Here is an 18,135-nt window from a genome sequence, read left to right as displayed (position 1 = left end):
TAAAAGTCAGAAGCTTAAAACTAAAACTTTATAGGAAAGCCTATCAAATGTAATAACTCAACTCCTTCTTCTTTATTCTTGGCCGTTGTTACAACTGTCACCTGCAAGCTAAATATGTCTTTCAGCGATTCATAAGAAACCTCAGGGAAAATGGTCTGTTCTTTTATGCCCAGATTTAAATTGCCGTGCAAATCAAATTTACTTTGGTCTAAACCGTGAAAATCACGTGAGCGCGGCAATGCTATAGAAATTAATCTATCTATAAAATCATACATGCGCTTTCCACGCAAGGTCACCATCGCACCAACATACAACCCTTGTCGTACCTTAAAGCCAGCGATTGATTTCTTGGCTTTCCTAACCGCAGGTTTCTGGCCGGTTATTTTGACAAGATCCTGGTCAATTTTTTCAATAGCCTTTGTCTCTTTTGCTACAGCCTTGCGTCCAAATCCAACACCCACTGTTACTTTTTCGATTTTGGGTATTTCCATCACATTCTTATAGCCAAACTTCGCCCGCATTGCTGGTATTACTTCTTTACGATATTTAATTAAAAGCCTTGGTGCGTTTGTCATGGTTAGTTTTCAGCTCCACATTTTTTACAAATTCTAATTTTTTTATCTCCTACGGTCTTATGCCCCAACCTGGTTGGCTTGCCACAATTTTTACAAACCAGCATTACCTTCGCGACATCTATCGCTCTTTCTTTGTGCACGATTTGACCTTTCTGTCCCTGCTTTTTGGGTCTCAAGTGCCTGGCTACTTTATTTAATCCCTCTATTACAACCTTGCCTTCGGCTGGAAAAGCAAACAAAACCTTCCCAGTTTTGCCACGGTCTTTACCAGATAGCATTATTACATTGTCGTTTTTCTTTATATTCATGCTTAGCTAATAATGATTGACAATATGCCTTTTGGGACTTCTGGGGTTGCCGCCAGCATGGTTTTGTCATAGGTCGAGTGACATCTCGCACCTTGACAAATGGCGGCAATCACAAAAGATGAAAAAATCTCGCTGGGATTTTTGAAGTTCCCAAAGGGCATATTGTCAATCAGACAATTTCCTGGGCCAAACTAGCAATTGTATCAAATCCTTTCTCTTTAATTTCTCTCGGTATCGGCCCAAACATTCTACCGCCCTTGGGTTCTTTACTGCTTCCTTCGAGTATGATCACTGCGTTATCATCAAACCTGACATAACTACCGTCTTTTCTGCGAAAATTATTTCTTTGGCGTACAATTACAGCCTTAAGAACATCTTTCTTTTTTACCGTCTTGCGCGGTTCTGCCTCTTTCACGGATATAACGATGATATCGCCGATTTGTCCGTATCTGCGTTTAGATCCGCCTAAAACCTTAATTACGCCAACTTTTTTGGCTCCACTATTATCAGCAACATTTAACATTGAACGTAGTTGAATCATATTCTCTAAAAGTTAAATTCTATATTTTCCCAACAACAACCCAGCATTTTTCTTTAGACATTGGCCTTGTCTCTTGTATCATAACCTTGTCGCCGACATGATATTCACCCTTCTCATCATGGGCCTTAAATCGGTTAGTAACTTTGTAATATTTCTTGTATTTTGGGTGTTTTTTCAATCGCACAACAGAAACCACCACAGTTTTGGTCATTTTGTCTGAAACAACCTCTCCCCTAAGCGTTTTTATTTTTTTACTTATTTTATCCATCCCGTACGAAGTAGCTGCTACGTCCTGAACGAAGTAAGAAACCTCCGGTTTCTGCCGAAATAACATTTCGGACTTCGTACGGGACTACGCAGTTATACTTATAAGTTACGTGCGCGGAACTACTGTTGTTATTTATTAAATACCCCGTTCGTTTAACCCGTTAGGGCTACGTCGTACGGGATCCATTTTTTATTTATTTATAATAGTTAAAATTCTAGCTATATCTTTTTTTGTTTTTTTGATTTGGCTAACATCTTTAAGGGCCTTATCTGCCAATTCAAACCTAAATTTTCCAAGCTTAATCCTAAACTCTTTGAGCATTTCATCTAATTCATTTTTAGATTTTGATTCTATATCTGAAAATTTCATAATTGCAGTTATTTTTTAATAAATCTGGTTTTAATAGGCAATTTGTGCGCAGCCAATCGCAGCGCTTCGGCTGCCGCTTTTTCGGTTATACCATCCATTTCAAAAATAATTCTGCCGGCCTCCACCGGCGCAACGAAATGCGAAAGTGATCCTGCGCCACCACCCATTCCCACTTCAGCGCCCTTTTGAGTTCGTGGTTTGTCTGGAAATACTCTTATCCAAATTTTGCCACCACGTTGGATGAAATGAGCGATTGCACGCCTTGCCGACTCTAGTTGATTAGCCTTCAGCCAACTTGACTCCATGGCTTTCAATCCAAAACTACCAAAACTTAAATAATGACCGCGCGTTGCGACTTTTTTCAATTTTCCCTTATGAACCTTGCGGTGCTTTATGCGTTTTGGTTGTAACATAAATTAAAATTTTAGTCCTTTATAAATCCAAACCTTGATACCCACAGTCCCATAAGTCGTGTGGGCCGTAAATTTAGCAAAATCAATATCTGCTCTTAGTGTCTGCAATGGCAAACTTCCCTGCTCAAGATGTTCTGTTCTGGCTATATCGTTACCGTCCAAACGTCCACCGAGAGCAACTTTGGCACCTTTTACATCACGATTAGACAAAATTCTGGCAAGCGATTGTTTGAGCACGCGCCTATACGGGATTCTTTTTTCTATTTGTTCAGCCATCTGTTCAGCAACAATTTTGGCTGAAGTTTCCGGATTTTTAAATTCTTGGATATCCAAACGAATTGCCGTCTTGCGCTTAACTATTTTTACAAGTTCACGCTTCAAATCCTCGATACCCGTTCCGCCACGACCAATGATTAATCCTGGACGTGCAGTATGCACGGTAATCGCTAAAACATCTGGGCTACGTTCAATCCCCACCCTATCAACGCTCATATTTTTTAACTTTTTTGATAAAAATTCTCTGATAGCAACATCTTCCTTTAAAAATTCAGGATATTTTTTAACATTAAACCAGCGGGATAGCCAATCCTTATTTACCGAAATTCTCATTGATGTTGGAGAAATTTTCTGTCCCACGTCATCGAAGGTTCCAATGTGATGGCGGGGACCCACGAAGTGGGACGTCATCATTGCATTGGAATCGCTGTTATCTATATCGTTTTTCTTCTGAAAAACTTTTTAATTTTACCGGACTGTCCGAATATCCCGCCCTTTTTGCCAATTTCTTTTTTAATATCCGGCTTTAATTTGATCTGCATTTTTCCTTCTTTCGTTCCACCCGACTCAGCTTGGATTTCCTGCTCCGCAACTTTTAACTCTTGTTTTTTAACCACTGTCTCTTCTCTTTTTAACCCGGGAACTTTTTCTTCCAATATTATTTTTATATGCGAAGTTTTCTTTTCGATTGGTGAAGCCATACCAAATCCCTTTGGTATAATTCTTTTTAATTTTGGTCCTTCGTTAACCACAATATCTTTAATAAAAAGATTTTCTTTAACAAGACCGAGACCATTGTGTCCGTTAGCCATTGCCGAACTAAGCAATTTTGAAATCGGATTGCTTGATTTTTTTATAATATAATCGAGGTGATGCTTCGCCGACATTGCATCCATCCCCTTAATCGCCTTGGCAACAAGTCTTACTTTTCTAGGCGAAATTCGTAAATTATTAAGTTTTGCGATTACTTCCATATCCTTAAATTTTTAATTTCCAATTTTTAATTTTTAAATAAATATTAATGTTTAAAAATTAAGAAATTATTTATAAAATTATAAAATTAAAAAATTACTTCTTGGCTTCGGGTTCCACCTTTGCCGCCTGCGCCGCTTCTATTTCTTTTTGTCTGGCCGCAGCTTCTATCTCACGCTGCATTCTGCCACCGTGACGGCTAAACTTGCGCGTCGGTGAAAACTCGCCAAGTTTGTGTCCAACCATATCTTCTGTAACCAAAACCGGTAAATGTGTCTTGCCATTATGCACGCCGAAAGTAAAACCCACCATTTCAGGCACAATCGTTGAAGCCCTTGCCCACGTCTTGATTACTGTTTTATCACCAACTCTAAGTTTGCTGACCTTTTTCATCAGTTTCTCATCCACATATACGCCTTTTTTGATACTTCGACTCATAAATTTATTTCTTTCTACGTCTAACTATAAATTTACTTGATTTCTTTTTTTTGTTCCTTGTTTTAACACCCAGTGCTGGTTTGCCCCACGGAGTCTTGGGATGCGGCATACCAATAGGTTGTCTGCCCTCTCCGCCACCATGCGGATGATCCACTGGATTCATTGCCGTACCCCGCACCTTTGGCCGCCTTCCGAGATATCTTGACCTGCCTGCCTTGCCAATCACTATAGAGCTATGCTCGGAATTGGATAACTGGCCGATTGATGCCATAACCTCACCATGAAATCTTCGCACTTCAGATGATGGTAAAACCACTTGCACATATTCACCTTCGTGGGCCAATACAGTCGCGCCAGATCCAGCTGAACGTATTAATTGACCTCCCTTGCCTGGATGTAATTCTATATTATGGATCATCGTGCCCTGCGGAATATTTTTGAGTTTCATTCTGTTTCCCGGTTCAAGTGCAGTCTTTTCGGCAGTAACAACTTGCTTGCCAGCAGCTAAACCACCCGGAGCTAATATATAACGTTTTTCTCCGTCAATATAGTGTAATCGCGCTATTCTTACCGTACGATTGGGGTCATATTCTATTGAAAAAACTTTCGCCGGTACGTTTAATTTATTCTGCTTAAAATCTATAACTCGATATAACCGCTTGACCCCTGCTCCACGGTGACGCGATGTTACTCTTCCCTGGTTATTCCTGCCGACCGCACGCCTAAAACCAGCCGTCAACGGCTTGAGTGATTCTACGCGCGACAAATTTGAGAAATCATATCCCAGCATTTGTCGCCGTCCCGGGGTTGTGGGTTTGTATTTTTTAGACATTTTAGAAATTTATGCCGCTATATCTATTTTGCTCCCTTCTTTTAATGTTACTATTGCCTTTTTAAATCCTGGTTTATGTCCTTCGTGTCTTCCAACTCGCCTGAGCTTAGAATGCGCATAAAGAACATTAATTTTTTGAACTGCAACTTTGTACAAACTTTCAATTGCCTTTTTTATTTCCGTTTTGTCGGCACCAACAGCAACCTTAAACAAATATTTATTGTCCTGGCCCAATAATGCTCCCTTCTCGGTTATGTGCGGATATAGTATGACGCTGTAAGAATGGGCATTTTCACCCTTAGGCAAAGACGGGCTAACAGGCAAGACTTGCTCAACATTTTTTTGACCTTCTTCTTTGCGGCTTTCTTTTTTTTCTTTTTTATTTTTACTAAATAATGCCATAAATATATTTCTAATTATTAATTGCTCTAATTACTAAATAACAACAAATGACTAATTAGATTTTGGGTATTGCGATTTGTTTAGATCAATTAGTAATTGGGTTAATTAGAAATTCTGAATGTTTTCTCAATTACCGGCACCGCATTTTGTAACAAAATCAGATACTTCTTACTCAAGACATCTCTAACGTTCAAACTTTTGGCTGGTAATATGCCAACAAACGGTAAATTATTAAAAGTGCGGACAATGGTTTGATTTTGATCAGAAGTTATCAATAAAATCGAATCCATCTTTTGCTTGGATGCCCGATATCCTTCCATCTTGGAAGATAAGGTTTTGATTACATTGGCTCCTAGTTTGGTTTTTGGAGTTTCTAATTTAAGGTCATCTAATAATAATAATGCTTTGTCTTTGGCCTTGCTTGATAAAGCCATAAACAATGCCCTGCGTTTCATTTTTTTATTTATTTTTTTCTCGAAATTCCTTTCTTTGGTGGGACCGAACGCAACACCCCCGCCCTTCCAAATCGGCGATCTGATAGAAGCATGCCTGGCTCGGCCTGTTCCCTTTTGCCGCCACGGCTTGCGACCGCCACCTCGCACTTCACTGCGGTCTTTTGTATGAGCAATCACTTGTCTTGAATTGGCTACCTGCGCATCAACAACTTGCTTTACCAACTCCCCATTCATAGTTAAACCAAAAACCTTATCGGACAGATCAACCGTACCAACAACTTCACCAGCTTGATTGTATAATTCTATTTTCATCCCGTACGAGACAGGATTAGGTTATAAACCTAATCCATATCTTTTAAGTTATCCCGCCAAAACAGTTAGTGCTAATTTTATTATTTTTACCTTTAACTTTAGACCTAGCTGTCTCGTACGGGATTCATATTTTTGTTATTTCTAATAATGTTCCTCGGCGGCCGGGAATTGCTCCCTTTATTGCCAAAAGATTATTTTCTTTATCAATATTTAAAATTTTTAATCCTCTCGTTGTTATTCTCTTGCCGCCCATGCGTCCGGCCATGCGCATACCCTTGAGAGTATGCTGGGGAAAACGTTGGCCGATGGAACCGCCATGGCGTAAAACGTGATGATGGCCATGACTGGCAGGCATTCCATGGAAACCGTGTCTCTTGACCACACCCTGAAATCCTCTGGCCTTAGAGAAACCGCTTACCTTTACTTTGTCACCAATACCAAATGCGGAAACATCTATTTCGTCACCTCTTTTTTTATCATTCAGTACTTTTGTTTCCCTTAATACTTTGAGCGGTTTGAGATCTTTTAAGTGTCCGCCCTTGGGTTTATTAAGTTTTTTGTCATTACCGTAACCGACCTGCACCGCTTCGTAGCCATCTTTGTCTTTAACCCTTACCTGCGTAACAGTAACTGGACCGGCTTCAACCAAAGTTACGGGAGTTACGGTTCCATCTTCCTGAAAAATTTGGGTCATTCCAATTTTTTTACCAAGGATAAATGACATAAAACAAAAACCCAGATCTAGCTGGGCAAAATAACCAAAAGCTAAATCAGTTTGTGCGAATTAGGTTTTATTAAAAATTAAAACCATTAAGTTATATTGTTACTTCACAGAAAGTAACAAATGTCGGCATCGATAAACGATAACGACATCTGGCACCATTGAATCCGATTATGTCTTAACTACATCTTAAGTTCAATATCTATTCCATCGTGGGCCCCTCCACCGCTCGCTTCGCTCGCTAGGGCACCGCTCCCACTCTTGGAAACCAAGCGGTTTCCAACTTCCTCATCGGGAAACCATCATTGTTTCCCGACCCCTTCGTTGCGGTGTAGATATTGAATTGAAAATTACATTTTCAATTCAATATCTACACCGGCTGGTAGGTTAAGATTCATTAGGGAATCTATAATTTTGGAATTGGGACCGAAAATATCTATTAATCTTTTGTGAACACGCATTTCAAATTGTTCACGGGAATTTTTATCTATAAAAGCGGAGCGATTGACTGTATACTTGCGGATCTCTGTCGGTAATGGCACTGGGCCAATAACCTTGCCACCGTTTCTTTCAATCGTTTCAACGATCTGCTTGGCAGACTTATCAATAATCTTATTATCATAAGCCCTCAATTTGATTCTAATTCGTTGTTGGGCTACTTCTGGTGTTTTGTCTTTTTTGCTTGGCATTTTAATGGTACAAAAAGAACTTCAAATAACCACGCCCTTGAGCCATAAGCTCAAGGGCGTGGTTATTTTTATACTATAACTCTTGTGACAACGCCTGCACCTACTGTCTTTCCCCCTTCTCTAATAGCAAAGCGTTGCTTTTCTTCCATAGCAATCGGGGCAATAAGTTTAATTTTCAAGTTAACTGTATCTCCAGGCATAACCATTTCTGTTCCCTCAGGCAAAGTAACATCCCCTGTAACATCGGTTGTTCTAAAGTAAAATTGCGGTTTGTAACCCTTGAAAAACGGCGTATGCCTGCCACCTTCTTCTTTAGACAAAACATAAACCTCCGCATCAAATTCTGTATGCGGGGTTATTGAACCTGGTTTAGAGAGTACCTGGCCACGGGACACATCTTCTTTTTTAAGACCCCTTAACAGTATGCCAGCATTATCCCCTGCCATTCCTTCATCTAACTGTTTGTTGAACATTTCTATACCAGTTACTACGGTTTTCTGAGTAGGAGTAATACCAACCACTTCAATTTCTTCGTTAACCTTAACTTTTCCACGCTCAATACGACCAGTAACAACAGTGCCACGACCTTCTATAGAAAAGATGTCTTCCACAGGCATCAGGAACGGTTTTTCTATTTCTCTAACTGGATCAGGAATATATGAATCAAGCGTATCAATAAGTTCCTTGATTGATTTGAGAGACGGATCGTCTTTGCTCTTGGCATCAAGAGCCTTCAGAGCCGAACCCCTGACTATGGGCGTTTTATCTCCGGGAAATTGATATTTGTTCAGAAGCTCACGTATTTCAGCTTCAACCAGATCAAGCATTTCTGGATCGTCAACCTGATCTACCTTATTTAAAAAGACCATTACGTAAGGCACGCCAACTTGTCTAGCAAGCAAAATGTGTTCACGGGTTTGCGGCATCGGACCGTCTGTTGCAGCCACAACTAAAACCGCACCGTCCATTTGGGCAGCGCCCGTAATCATGTTCTTGATATAATCCTGGTGACCAGGAGCATCAACGTGAGCATAGTGACGTTTCGGTGTTTCATACTCTGAATGATGCAATGCGATAGTAATACCGCGAGCTTTTTCTTCAGGGGCATTATCAATCTGATCAACTTTTTCAACGCGAGCACCATAGCCCTCATCTTTAAAAAGATCTAGCGTGTGTAAAATAGCCGCCGTCAAGGTGGTTTTACCATGGTCAACGTGACCAATTGTGCCGACATTCAAGTGCGGCTTTGATCTCTCAAATTTTCCTGCCATTTGCGTTCTTTAGTTTACAGAGAAGAGTTTGCAGTTTTCAGTCAATTAACTTTACTGACACCTGGAACCGCTACCTGTAACCTTCTTATTATTAAAAAAAGACAAGTAAAACCATTATAGAACAAGGCCTAATCAAAGTCAACCCCGCACCTTTTGTGGACAACTTTTTTAAATTTTGGCGCGGAGCGCTAGTCCAAAAAAGGTGCGGGGTCAACAATTTCGGCTATCGGTTCCGTCACTTGTCCATTTCCAATCAATTCAGCCTCCTCTTTTTGTCTTATCTCTTCTTTTAATGCAAGTATCTCTTGGTTTAACTGATCAAGAGTTTTTCTGTCGTCGTCACTACCATCTTCGCCGCCTTCGCCGCTCAAAATACTTCCTTCGTCTGCTCCATTCCGATTAGGATTAGAAATGGCCACTTCCTCTCCGGTTTCAATTTCTTGATATTTTTTGTATGTCAATACCACCAACTCAGGCTTATCACCGTCCAACACCAAAAGCCCGCCCAATTTACCAACTAATTCTTTTAATCGATTAAAATTCATCCCGTACGAGACAGGAAATGTTTTATCTGAGTAAATCATTTCCGTGTCTATTTAAATTAACTTTATAAATCACCAATTAGATAGCCGCCGCAACCTTTCCATGCCGTTGACAAGGGCTGTCTCGTTCGGGATTCATTACTTTTATTTATATCAAACCAGCAAAACTAATTCAACCCCCGCAAAAATTTGACTCTAACGATAAATTCTGCTAACCTTTTTCCCAAGATGACGGAAGCTGATATACAACCGAAAACCTATGAGCTTGCTTATCACTTAGGTCCTGATCTCGAAGAGATTGATATTAAGGCGCAAACACAGGAACTTTCTGCCTTAGTAACACAGGCCGGCGGTTCAATTTTAACTTCTAAAGTTCCCCAACGCGTGCATCTGTCATATATGATAAAAAACAAACAATATGCCAACTTTGGCATATTGGATTTTTCAGCACCGACTGAAACAATAGAAAAAATAAATTCTCAAATAAAATTGCAGGGCGGCATATTGAGATATCTGCTTCTTAAAAAGCCGGACGAGGGTAAGGAATTAAGAATTTTGGGACAATACCGATCCAGGCCAAGAATAAAAACACATGAACCGGCCACAGCGGAAATAGCCAAAAAACCAGCCAAAGAAAAAACCGAAGCGGAAAAACAGCAACTTGAACAAGAAATGGTTACGATGGTTATCTAGGCGGGATTAATAAAGTAGATTAAATGGGCACGGAAATGATTTACTCAGATAAATCATTTCCTGTCTCGTACGGGATGAATCTGAACAAAGTATTTTTAATCGGCAGGTTAGCGGCTGACCCGGAATCAAGGACAACACAATCGGGACAAATGGTTGTCACTGTTAGATTGGCTACAAATCGTGTCTGGAACAACCGCGCAACAGGTGAAAAACAAGAACAGGTTGAATTTCACACCGTAACAGCTTGGGGTGGACTTGCCGACGTAATTTCAAAATACTTGCGCAAGGGACAGTTGGCGCTTTTTGAGGGGCGTCTCCAAACAAGAACTTGGCAAGGCCAAGATGGAGTAAAAAGATATCGAACGGAGATTGTTGCTGATGGCATGCAGTTGGGACCCAAGGCAATGGGAACGGGCTCATATAACAATGAGGTGAACCCCGTTAGAAATAGCCCGCCCAAAGGCCCTTCGGGCGCGCAAAGCGCGGGCGCAATTTCTAATGGAGTGAAAGAAGAAGACATACCTGTTATAAATGAGGATGCACCCATTACCAGTGACCCGATAATTTCTGATAGCGATATTGAAGAAAAAGAGATTTTATAATTTTTAATTTTATAATTTTATAAATAATTTCTAATGTTTAAAAATTAAAACATTAAGATTTATTTAAAAATTAAAAATTGGAAATTAAAAATTCACCCAAGCATGGTTTGTTCCGCTTGTCAGGAAAAAATTAATTATGTTGATTATAAAAACACGGATATACTCCGCAAATTTGTTTCGGGCCAGTTTAAGATTTCTTCTTCGGTCCGCACCGGCTTGTGCCAGAAGCACCAGCGCATGGTAGCCAACGCAGTTAAAAATGCCAGATATATGGGACTCATGCCATATACAAAATTACAAACTCTTAAAAAATAAAATCTCCACCGATCGGTGGAGATTTTATTTTGTTGATGGAACTACGCTTCTTTGACCGCCGCGGCCTTTTTAACGGCTCCGAGAATTTCCTTTTCTACTTTGGGGTTTTCCTTCAGGAACAGTCGGGCGCCATCAATGCCCTGGCCAAGACGTTGTTCGCCGAAGTTGTACCACGCACCACTTTTTGCAACCACGCCAAGCACTACGCCGGTATTTACCAGATCCGCATGGCGGGAGATACCTTCATTATAAAGTATGTCGAACTCGGCAACCCTGAACGGCGCGGCAACTTTGTTTTTTACAATTTTAACCTTAACGCGATTGCCAATAATTTTCTCGGCTGACTGTATTTGCGCCGCGCGGCGGATTTCAACTCTTACAGAAGAATAGAATTTCAACGCCAAACCACCTGGCGTTGTCTCGGGATTGCCAAACATAATTCCGATCTTTTGTCTGATTTGATTTATAAATAAAACCGCCGTATTGGTTTTAGATACTATGCCCGTCAGTTTACGCAAAGCGTGAGACATCAACCGCGCCTGCAAACCCATATGCTGTTGGTCCATTTCGCCTTCAATCTCGGCCCGCGGCGTAAGCGCTGCGACTGAATCCACCACGACAAGCTGTATACCACCCGAACGCACCAATGTTTCGACTATTTCAAGAGCCTGTTCACCGGTATCGGGCTGGGAAATCAAAAGATCATTAACCCTAACACCAATTTTTTTGGCATAGTCCGGGTCCAGCGCGTGCTCGGCATCAACATAAGCGGCCACACCACCCATTTTCTGAACTTCAGAAACAAGATGTAGGGCCAGTGTAGTTTTTCCGCTTGATTCGGGCCCGTAGACCTCAGTAACGCGGCCTCGCGGTATACCACCGACACCAAGCGCAAGATCAAGCGAAATCGAACCTGTAGGTATCACATCCACATCAACCTTGCGTGCATCACCCAACTTCATAATTGAGCCATCGCCGTATTTTTCCTGTATCTCTTTAATGGCTAAATCAACACCGCGATTCGCAACATCTGTCCTTGCTGTTTTTTCCTCCTTTTTACCTTTTTCTTTTACCATAACTACAAATACTATCGCCTCCCAACGATGTATTTATTTAACGCTATTCTTCAACCGCAATTTTATCGTCTAGCTTTGAATCAGACGATACGACTTCGGCCACCGAACCATCATCTACAAAGTTGTCTTGTGTCGGAGGCACGCCGCCGCCCTTTCCTAGTCCTGAGCCCACCGAAGGGCCAATATATACTTCCCTTGGTTTGGCGCCTTCGCCCGGACCAATAATTCCTTTTTCTTCAAGCAGATCCAAAAGTCGGGCCGCTCGTGCGTACCCTACGCGAAGCCGACGCTGGAGTAAAGATGCCGAGGCCTTACCGGCTTGAGCCACCACTTCTTTGGCGTCATTAAACAGATCATCGCCCATATTGCCGCCATCAACGCCAGCCGTGCTTGTCACGACCTCATCGGGATCAAGTTTCAGTTCTTCCTCTTTTTCTTCCCCGATTTCCTCGTCAAGTTGTTCCGCTTGTTGCTTGATAAACTTAACCACGTCCTTTACTTCTTTCTCGCTCACAAATGAACCCTGAATTCGACGCGGTTTTGACACGTCGCCGGCAAGATATAGCATATCGCCGTTACCCAACAATTTTTCCGCGCCAGACATGTCCAAAATAGTACGTGAGTCTACTTGTGAAGCAACTTGCAAACCGATGCGGGACGTAATATTGGCCTTGATTAAACCGGTTATTACCTCAACCGAAGGCCGTTGAGTTGAGACGATCAAATGTATGCCAACAGCACGAGCCATTTGGGCAAGTCGGACAATCGCCGCTTCAACATCGCGACCATGAGCCGCCATCAAATCAGCCAATTCATCAATGACTATAACAATAACCGGCATTAGATCTTCTTTAGCCGCGGCTTGTCTTATGTTGAAAGAAAATATATCGCGCGAACCAGACATGGACAGCCGCTCATAGCGCTTTTCCATTTCTCTGACAGCCCAGCGTAAAGCGTTTACAACTTTTTTAGAATCGACAATAACGGGTGTAATAAGATGAGGAATACCATTATAAAGGGAGAGTTCAACGCGTTTAGGGTCAACCATTATGAATTTCAAAGTGTCCGGCGAATGTTTGTATAAAAGCGAGAGCAAAAGGGTGTTAATGGAAACGGACTTGCCGGTACCCGTGGCTCCCGCAATCAACAGGTGTGGCATCTTCTCGAGTCCCGCAAAAACAGGAAAACCGGCAACATCACGCCCAACCGCAATCGGTAAAAAATATTTGCTTTTCTTGAATTCTTCCGACTCAAACATGTCGCGCAGCCCCACTATTGCCGATTTTTTATTCGGCACCTCAACCCCGACTAACGCCTTGCCCGGAATCGGCGCTTCAATACGAATCGGATGCGCCGCTAAAGCAAGCTCGAGGTCATTTCTCAAGGTGGTAATCTTGGCAAGTTTAACACCAACTGCCGGACGCAAGGTAAACTGGGTCACCGCCGGACCGATAGAAACTTCGCCCATCTCAACATCAATACCGAAGTTGGCAAGAGTGCGTTTAATAATGGAAACGTTGGCGTTTATGTCACCGGAACGCGGCTGGTCTTTGTCCGAATTCAAAATTTCAATAGGCGGTAGGATCCACTTGCCTGATCGCGATGTTTTGATGATAAATTCCCTTTCTTCCTCGTCGTGCTTGGCTACTGTTTGCGCCTTGGGGGCAGATGCTTGAGCCTTGGCCTTTGCGACTGCGGCCGCTTCTTCCGCTTTTATATCTACAATTTGAGTTCCTCTTTTTATTACCACATTATCTTTCAAAACTTGTTCCTCTTCGTTTTCTTCTGTGCCCTCGTTCTTGCGCAATATTAGTTTATGGACGGGAATGTTGAGTGCTATTAAAACCGAAACAAAAAGCAAAATCAGCAATACCACGAATGAAGAAGTAAAGCCGACTGCTTTTAATATGGGAAAACCGATAATTAAACCAAGATATCCGCCTTGATGCATGCGAACCGCCAAATCTCCATTGCCTAAAACATGAAAGACTGCCAAAAACCCCAAGACAAAAAGCACTGTGCCAATAATAGCGCTTGAATATATCTTGCGCGAAATTGATTTAAGAAATGCCACGCCAAGCATGGCCAGACCAAGCGGCACCAAAAATATGCCCCAACCAAACAACGACTTGGCGGCTGACGCAAAAAGTTCACCCGCACTGCCTGCCTTATGAAAAAAGGCCAAAGTGCTAACTATGGCCAGCCCCAAAGATGCCACGCCCCAGATGCCATTCTTGGTCTCCTGCGACAACCCCAAAACCTCCTGGGCTTCTACCGACTTTTTTAAAACTCTTTTCGGGCTTTTGAGTTTGCGCTTCACAATCTAATTGTATAAAAACTAAAAATAAAAAGCAAAATCTTGTAAACACGGGAATTTTTTGATAAAGTCTTACCAATGAAATTAGACCTAATCATAGTTTTACGTGCCGAGGATTTTAGATTAGAACTTCAGCAAGACGGTCGCATGCTTGACTTACAAACTGCAAAGTATTATCATGATCTTAGTGATGTGTTGATAACTAATCTTGACAAGCTTCTGAAAAGGAATAACATTGACGTCAAGTCATTAAAAAGCTATAAAATACATAGCGATCTCGGCCAAGACAGCACTTCTTACAAAATAATCGCCGCTTTCGTTGCGGGTATACAAATCTAGTCGCCAGTTGCTAATTGCTAGTTACCAGATTTGTATATCTAAGGGTGGAAACTGATATCTCGCAAAATTAAAGAGAGCAGGTTTTTAATTCGTCCCCGCTAAGCGGGGTTGAGGTGTTTTTGTGTTCTTATGCGTCCCGAACGAGACAGCAAGAACTTTTTTGGATAACCTGGCGGATAAATAAAATCAAAGCTGTTTCTAAGGGATAAATTATAATCAACGGAAATGCTTAAGCATTTCCTGTCTCGTACGGGATGCGCAAAATACTATCAAAATACGCCCCGGATACTTTTGAGCCACCGAACCTGGTTCAGGTTCAACTTGATTCTTATCAATGGTTTTTAAATGTTGGCTTAAAAGAACTTCTCAATGATATTTCTCCTATTGAAGACTGGACCAACAAAGATTTAGAACTAAGATTTTTGGATTTTAAATTGGAAGAACCGAAATTCAGCGAACAAGTTGCCAGAGAAAAAAATATCACCTATGAAGCCCCTCTGCGAGTAAAAATATCTCTAAAAAACAAAAAAACCGGCAAGTTGGATGAGCAGGAAATTTATTTGGCTGATTTTCCAATCATGACTCCGCGCGGCACTTTTGTAATTAACGGGGTTGAAAGAGTTGTGATTTCACAGCTTATTCGAAGCCCTGGCGCATTCTTTTCGTTATCACGCCTAAGCCGTTTCAAACGGTTTTTTAGTGCAAAAATCATACCCTCTCGGGGAGCCTGGCTTGAATTTGAAACAGAATCAAGCGGTGTAATATCTGTACGTATCGACCGCAAAAGAAAAATTCCGGCAACTTCTATTTTGAGAGCTTTTGGTATAGGTAAAGATGAAGAAATTAAAAAACTTTTTGAAGATGTAGATACCGATCCAGAAATGAAATACATCGTTTCTACTATAGTTGCCGACGCCGCCTCAAATCAGGATGAGGGTTTAATAGAAATGTATAAGCGTATTCGGCCGGGTGATCCTGCAACCGTTGACAACGCCAGGCAGATGATCAACAACATGTTTTTCAACTTTTCCAGATATGACCTTTCGCGTGTGGGACGTTACCGAATGAACCAACGTTTTCAAAAGAACTATCCACTAGACGAGAAGAATAGGGTGCTAAAGGTGGAAGATATCATAGATATAATGAGGGAGCTGATACACTTGAACAATGATCCCACTGCCCAACCTGATAACATTGACCACCTTGGCAACCGTCGAGTAAAAACTCTCGGGGAATTATTACAAGATAAATTAAGGCTGTCCTTTGCCAGAATGGAAAGAATCATAAAAGACCGCATGAGCACTTTGGATATAGCGACTATTGTTCCGGGCCAACTTATAAATTCGCGACCATTTGTTGCTGCAGTCAAAGAATTTTTTTCATCTGGTCAGCTCTCTCAATTCATGGACCAGGTTAACCCGCTTGCAGAGCTGGAACACAAACGTAGGTTGTCGGCACTCGGTCCCGGCGGACTCACTCGTGAAAGAGCAAGTTTTGAAGTACGCGACGTTCACCCTTCACATTATGGAAGAATTTGCCCAATTCAAACTCCAGAAGGTCCGAACATCGGATTGGTTGGTCATCTATCATTACATGCCAAAGTATCACCACTGGGTTTCATACTCTCGCCATATCGCAAGGTGTCTAAGGGCAAAGTTACAGAACAAATTGATTACTTTGATGCTACCGAAGAAGAACGGTTTATCATTGCTCATGCTGGCGCCAAATTAGACTCTAACGGCAAATTTACAGAAGCCAAAATACCGTCAAGGGTTAAAGGTGAACCTGACTTGGTTACACCCGACAGAATTGATTACATCGATGTTTCAACCAAACAGCCATTTTCTGTTGCCACGTCTCTTATTCCGTTTCTCGAGAACGATGATGCTAACCGCGCCCTAATGGGTTCCAACATGCAACGACAAGCAGTACCAATTGTATCTCCTGAAGAACCGATCGTTGGTACTGGACTTGAAGAAAGAGTTGCCAGAGATTCGGGCATGATGATAATCGCAGATGACGCGGGCACTATTGAAAAAATAGATAGCTCCAAAATTATATTGCGCACCAATAAAGGAGGGGAATTAAATTATAATTTATTGAAATTTAATAAATCAAACAGCTTCACTGCAATTAACCAGCGCCCGATTGTAAAACCAGGCCAGAAGGTAAAAAAGGGGGATGTTTTAGCAGATGGCCCAGCAACTAGAAATGGGGAATTAGCTTTGGGACGCAATTTAGTCGTTGCTTTCATGTCATTTGAAGGATCCAACTTTGAAGACGCTGTAGTACTTTCGGAAAAGCTGGTCAAGGAGGACATGTTCACTTCTATCCACATTGAAGATTACTCCATAGATGTACGAGAAACCAAGCTGGGACCAGAAGTTACTACCTATGATATTCCTAACCGTTCTGAAGAAAAACTTAAAAACCTTGATCCGGATGGTGTTGTGCGCATCGGAGCCGAAGTACGTTCTCAAGATATTTTAGTCGGTAAAATTTCACCAAAAGGTGAAAGCGATTTGACCGCCGAAGAAAGACTGCTGCGAGCAATATTCGGAGAAAAATCACAAGACGTAAAAGACACCTCTTTAACTCTAGATTATGGAAAGGTTGGGCGCGTCGTTGGAGTAAGAATATTTTCCAGAGACCAGGGCGACAAACTTCAGGCGGGAGTTATTAAAACTGTCCAGGTTTCAGTCGCACAAATGAGAAAAGTCCAAGTCGGAGATAAGTTGGCCGGAAGACATGGAAATAAAGGCGTTATATCCACCATACTACCAGAAGAGGACATGCCTTATCTACCAGATGGACATCCAGTCGATATGATCTTATCCCCCCTTGGTATAATCTCGCGTATGAATATCGGCCAAGTTTTAGAAACCCATCTTGGTTGGGCGGCATCTAAATTAGACTACAAAGCCGCGGTTCCAGCGATGGGCGGTGCAACAGAAAGCATGATAAAGGAAGAGCTAAGATTAGCCGGATTGCCCGAAGATGGCAAAATATACGTTTATGATGGCCGCACTGGAGAAAAATTCCACCAGAAAACCACTGTCGGGGTTATCTACTTCATGAAACTGATGCACATGGTAGAAGACAAGATGCACATGCGTTCTATCGGCCCGTATTCATTGATCACACAGCAGCCATTGGGCGGCAAAGCTCAATTTGGCGGTCAAAGATTTGGAGAAATGGAGGTCTGGGCACTTGAAGGTTATGGAGCAGCTCACACATTGCAAGAAATGCTAACCATCAAATCCGATGATGTTCAAGGACGTGCAAAAACATACGAAGCAATAGTTGAGGGAGAAGAAATCAGGGCTCCGCACCTACCAGAATCATTTAAGGTGCTGCTGTCAGAAATAAAAGGATTGGGGTTGAATATAGAGTTAAAAGAGATTTAAAA

At 41.8% G+C, this 18,135-nt stretch carries 23 protein-coding genes; 5 read left to right on the top strand and 18 right to left on the bottom strand.

Going from position 1 to position 18,135, the window contains the following annotated elements:
- Nucleotides 1–20: 20 nt before the first annotated feature.
- From rplE to HYT61_00670, 16 genes are all read right to left on the bottom strand, one after another.
- Nucleotides 21–575: a 50S ribosomal protein L5 gene (gene rplE / locus HYT61_00745; GenBank protein MBI2062755.1), complete on the bottom strand. Its 555-nt coding sequence runs from the start codon at nucleotides 573–575 to the stop codon at nucleotides 21–23.
- 2 nt (nucleotides 576–577) lie between these two features.
- On the bottom strand, nucleotides 578–883 hold the full coding sequence (locus HYT61_00740) for a 50S ribosomal protein L24 (GenBank protein ID MBI2062754.1): 306 nt from the start codon (nucleotides 881–883) through the stop codon (nucleotides 578–580).
- Between the two features lie 169 nt (nucleotides 884–1,052).
- The gene (rplN, locus tag HYT61_00735) at nucleotides 1,053–1,424 is read right to left on the bottom strand and encodes a 50S ribosomal protein L14 (protein MBI2062753.1); all 372 of its coding nucleotides are present in this window, start codon (nucleotides 1,422–1,424) and stop codon (nucleotides 1,053–1,055) included.
- Between the two features lie 19 nt (nucleotides 1,425–1,443).
- Nucleotides 1,444–1,692: a 30S ribosomal protein S17 gene (gene rpsQ / locus HYT61_00730; GenBank protein ID MBI2062752.1), complete on the bottom strand. Its 249-nt coding sequence runs from the start codon at nucleotides 1,690–1,692 to the stop codon at nucleotides 1,444–1,446.
- A gap of 189 nt (nucleotides 1,693–1,881) precedes the next feature.
- Nucleotides 1,882–2,061 (bottom strand): 50S ribosomal protein L29, encoded by a 180-nt coding sequence (rpmC, locus tag HYT61_00725; GenBank protein ID MBI2062751.1) that lies wholly within the window; start codon nucleotides 2,059–2,061, stop codon nucleotides 1,882–1,884.
- 8 nt (nucleotides 2,062–2,069) lie between these two features.
- Nucleotides 2,070–2,474, bottom strand: a complete 405-nt coding sequence (gene rplP / locus HYT61_00720) for a 50S ribosomal protein L16 (protein ID MBI2062750.1) — start codon at nucleotides 2,472–2,474, stop codon at nucleotides 2,070–2,072.
- 3 nt (nucleotides 2,475–2,477) lie between these two features.
- Nucleotides 2,478–3,083 (bottom strand): 30S ribosomal protein S3, encoded by a 606-nt coding sequence (rpsC, locus tag HYT61_00715; GenBank protein ID MBI2062749.1) that lies wholly within the window; start codon nucleotides 3,081–3,083, stop codon nucleotides 2,478–2,480.
- Nucleotides 3,084–3,184: 101 nt separating this feature from the next.
- A complete protein-coding gene (gene rplV, locus HYT61_00710) occupies nucleotides 3,185–3,724 on the bottom strand; it encodes a 50S ribosomal protein L22 (protein ID MBI2062748.1) in 540 nt (179 codons plus the stop codon).
- Between the two features lie 94 nt (nucleotides 3,725–3,818).
- Nucleotides 3,819–4,160 carry a 30S ribosomal protein S19 gene (gene rpsS / locus HYT61_00705; protein MBI2062747.1) on the bottom strand — a complete coding sequence of 114 codons (342 nt, stop codon included), beginning with the start codon at nucleotides 4,158–4,160 and terminating at the stop codon, nucleotides 3,819–3,821.
- A gap of 4 nt (nucleotides 4,161–4,164) precedes the next feature.
- Nucleotides 4,165–4,992, bottom strand: coding sequence for a 50S ribosomal protein L2 (rplB, locus tag HYT61_00700; protein MBI2062746.1), 828 nt, complete (start codon nucleotides 4,990–4,992; stop codon nucleotides 4,165–4,167).
- A 9-nt stretch (nucleotides 4,993–5,001) separates the two neighbouring features.
- Entirely contained in the window at nucleotides 5,002–5,394 is a 393-nt protein-coding gene (rplW, locus tag HYT61_00695; GenBank protein ID MBI2062745.1) for a 50S ribosomal protein L23, read from the bottom strand.
- Nucleotides 5,395–5,495: 101 nt separating this feature from the next.
- Nucleotides 5,496–6,161, bottom strand: a complete 666-nt coding sequence (gene rplD / locus HYT61_00690; protein ID MBI2062744.1) for a 50S ribosomal protein L4 — start codon at nucleotides 6,159–6,161, stop codon at nucleotides 5,496–5,498.
- Between the two features lie 124 nt (nucleotides 6,162–6,285).
- Entirely contained in the window at nucleotides 6,286–6,885 is a 600-nt protein-coding gene (rplC, locus tag HYT61_00685; GenBank protein MBI2062743.1) for a 50S ribosomal protein L3, read from the bottom strand.
- A gap of 347 nt (nucleotides 6,886–7,232) precedes the next feature.
- Nucleotides 7,233–7,571, bottom strand: a complete 339-nt coding sequence (gene rpsJ, locus HYT61_00680; protein MBI2062742.1) for a 30S ribosomal protein S10 — start codon at nucleotides 7,569–7,571, stop codon at nucleotides 7,233–7,235.
- Between the two features lie 68 nt (nucleotides 7,572–7,639).
- Nucleotides 7,640–8,842, bottom strand: coding sequence for an elongation factor Tu (gene tuf, locus HYT61_00675; protein MBI2062741.1), 1,203 nt, complete (start codon nucleotides 8,840–8,842; stop codon nucleotides 7,640–7,642).
- A 188-nt stretch (nucleotides 8,843–9,030) separates the two neighbouring features.
- The gene (locus HYT61_00670) at nucleotides 9,031–9,426 is read right to left on the bottom strand and encodes a hypothetical protein (protein MBI2062740.1); all 396 of its coding nucleotides are present in this window, start codon (nucleotides 9,424–9,426) and stop codon (nucleotides 9,031–9,033) included.
- Between the two features lie 186 nt (nucleotides 9,427–9,612).
- On the opposite strand from HYT61_00670, the gene HYT61_00665 reads away from it, so the two are divergent.
- The 3 genes from HYT61_00665 to HYT61_00655 all read left to right on the top strand — a co-directional run bounded on the left by HYT61_00665 (nucleotide 9,613) and on the right by HYT61_00655 (nucleotide 10,994).
- Entirely contained in the window at nucleotides 9,613–10,077 is a 465-nt protein-coding gene (locus tag HYT61_00665; GenBank protein ID MBI2062739.1) for a 30S ribosomal protein S6, read from the top strand.
- Between the two features lie 74 nt (nucleotides 10,078–10,151).
- Nucleotides 10,152–10,679 (top strand): single-stranded DNA-binding protein, encoded by a 528-nt coding sequence (locus HYT61_00660; protein ID MBI2062738.1) that lies wholly within the window; start codon nucleotides 10,152–10,154, stop codon nucleotides 10,677–10,679.
- 102 nt (nucleotides 10,680–10,781) lie between these two features.
- Entirely contained in the window at nucleotides 10,782–10,994 is a 213-nt protein-coding gene (locus tag HYT61_00655) for a 30S ribosomal protein S18 (GenBank protein MBI2062737.1), read from the top strand.
- Nucleotides 10,995–11,035: 41 nt separating this feature from the next.
- Here the strand turns inward: HYT61_00655 and recA are convergent, their stop codons facing one another.
- Complete coding sequence (gene recA, locus HYT61_00650) at nucleotides 11,036–12,070, bottom strand: recombinase RecA (protein MBI2062736.1); 1,035 nt, start codon at nucleotides 12,068–12,070, stop codon at nucleotides 11,036–11,038.
- Between the two features lie 43 nt (nucleotides 12,071–12,113).
- The gene (locus tag HYT61_00645) at nucleotides 12,114–14,390 is read right to left on the bottom strand and encodes a DNA translocase FtsK 4TM domain-containing protein (protein ID MBI2062735.1); all 2,277 of its coding nucleotides are present in this window, start codon (nucleotides 14,388–14,390) and stop codon (nucleotides 12,114–12,116) included.
- 75 nt (nucleotides 14,391–14,465) lie between these two features.
- On the opposite strand from HYT61_00645, the gene HYT61_00640 reads away from it, so the two are divergent.
- Nucleotides 14,466–14,726 (top strand): hypothetical protein, encoded by a 261-nt coding sequence (locus tag HYT61_00640; protein MBI2062734.1) that lies wholly within the window; start codon nucleotides 14,466–14,468, stop codon nucleotides 14,724–14,726.
- A gap of 254 nt (nucleotides 14,727–14,980) precedes the next feature.
- The gene (gene rpoB / locus HYT61_00635) at nucleotides 14,981–18,133 is read left to right on the top strand and encodes a DNA-directed RNA polymerase subunit beta (GenBank protein MBI2062733.1); all 3,153 of its coding nucleotides are present in this window, start codon (nucleotides 14,981–14,983) and stop codon (nucleotides 18,131–18,133) included.
- The last annotated feature ends 2 nt before the right edge of the window (nucleotides 18,134–18,135 follow it).

Source organism: Candidatus Yanofskybacteria bacterium (assembly GCA_016181175.1).
Classification (GTDB): domain Bacteria; phylum Patescibacteriota; class Minisyncoccia; order 2-02-FULL-40-12; family IGHO2-01-FULL-4-A; genus 2-01-FULL-44-17.
This window is presented reverse-complemented; position numbering and strand designations above follow the sequence as displayed.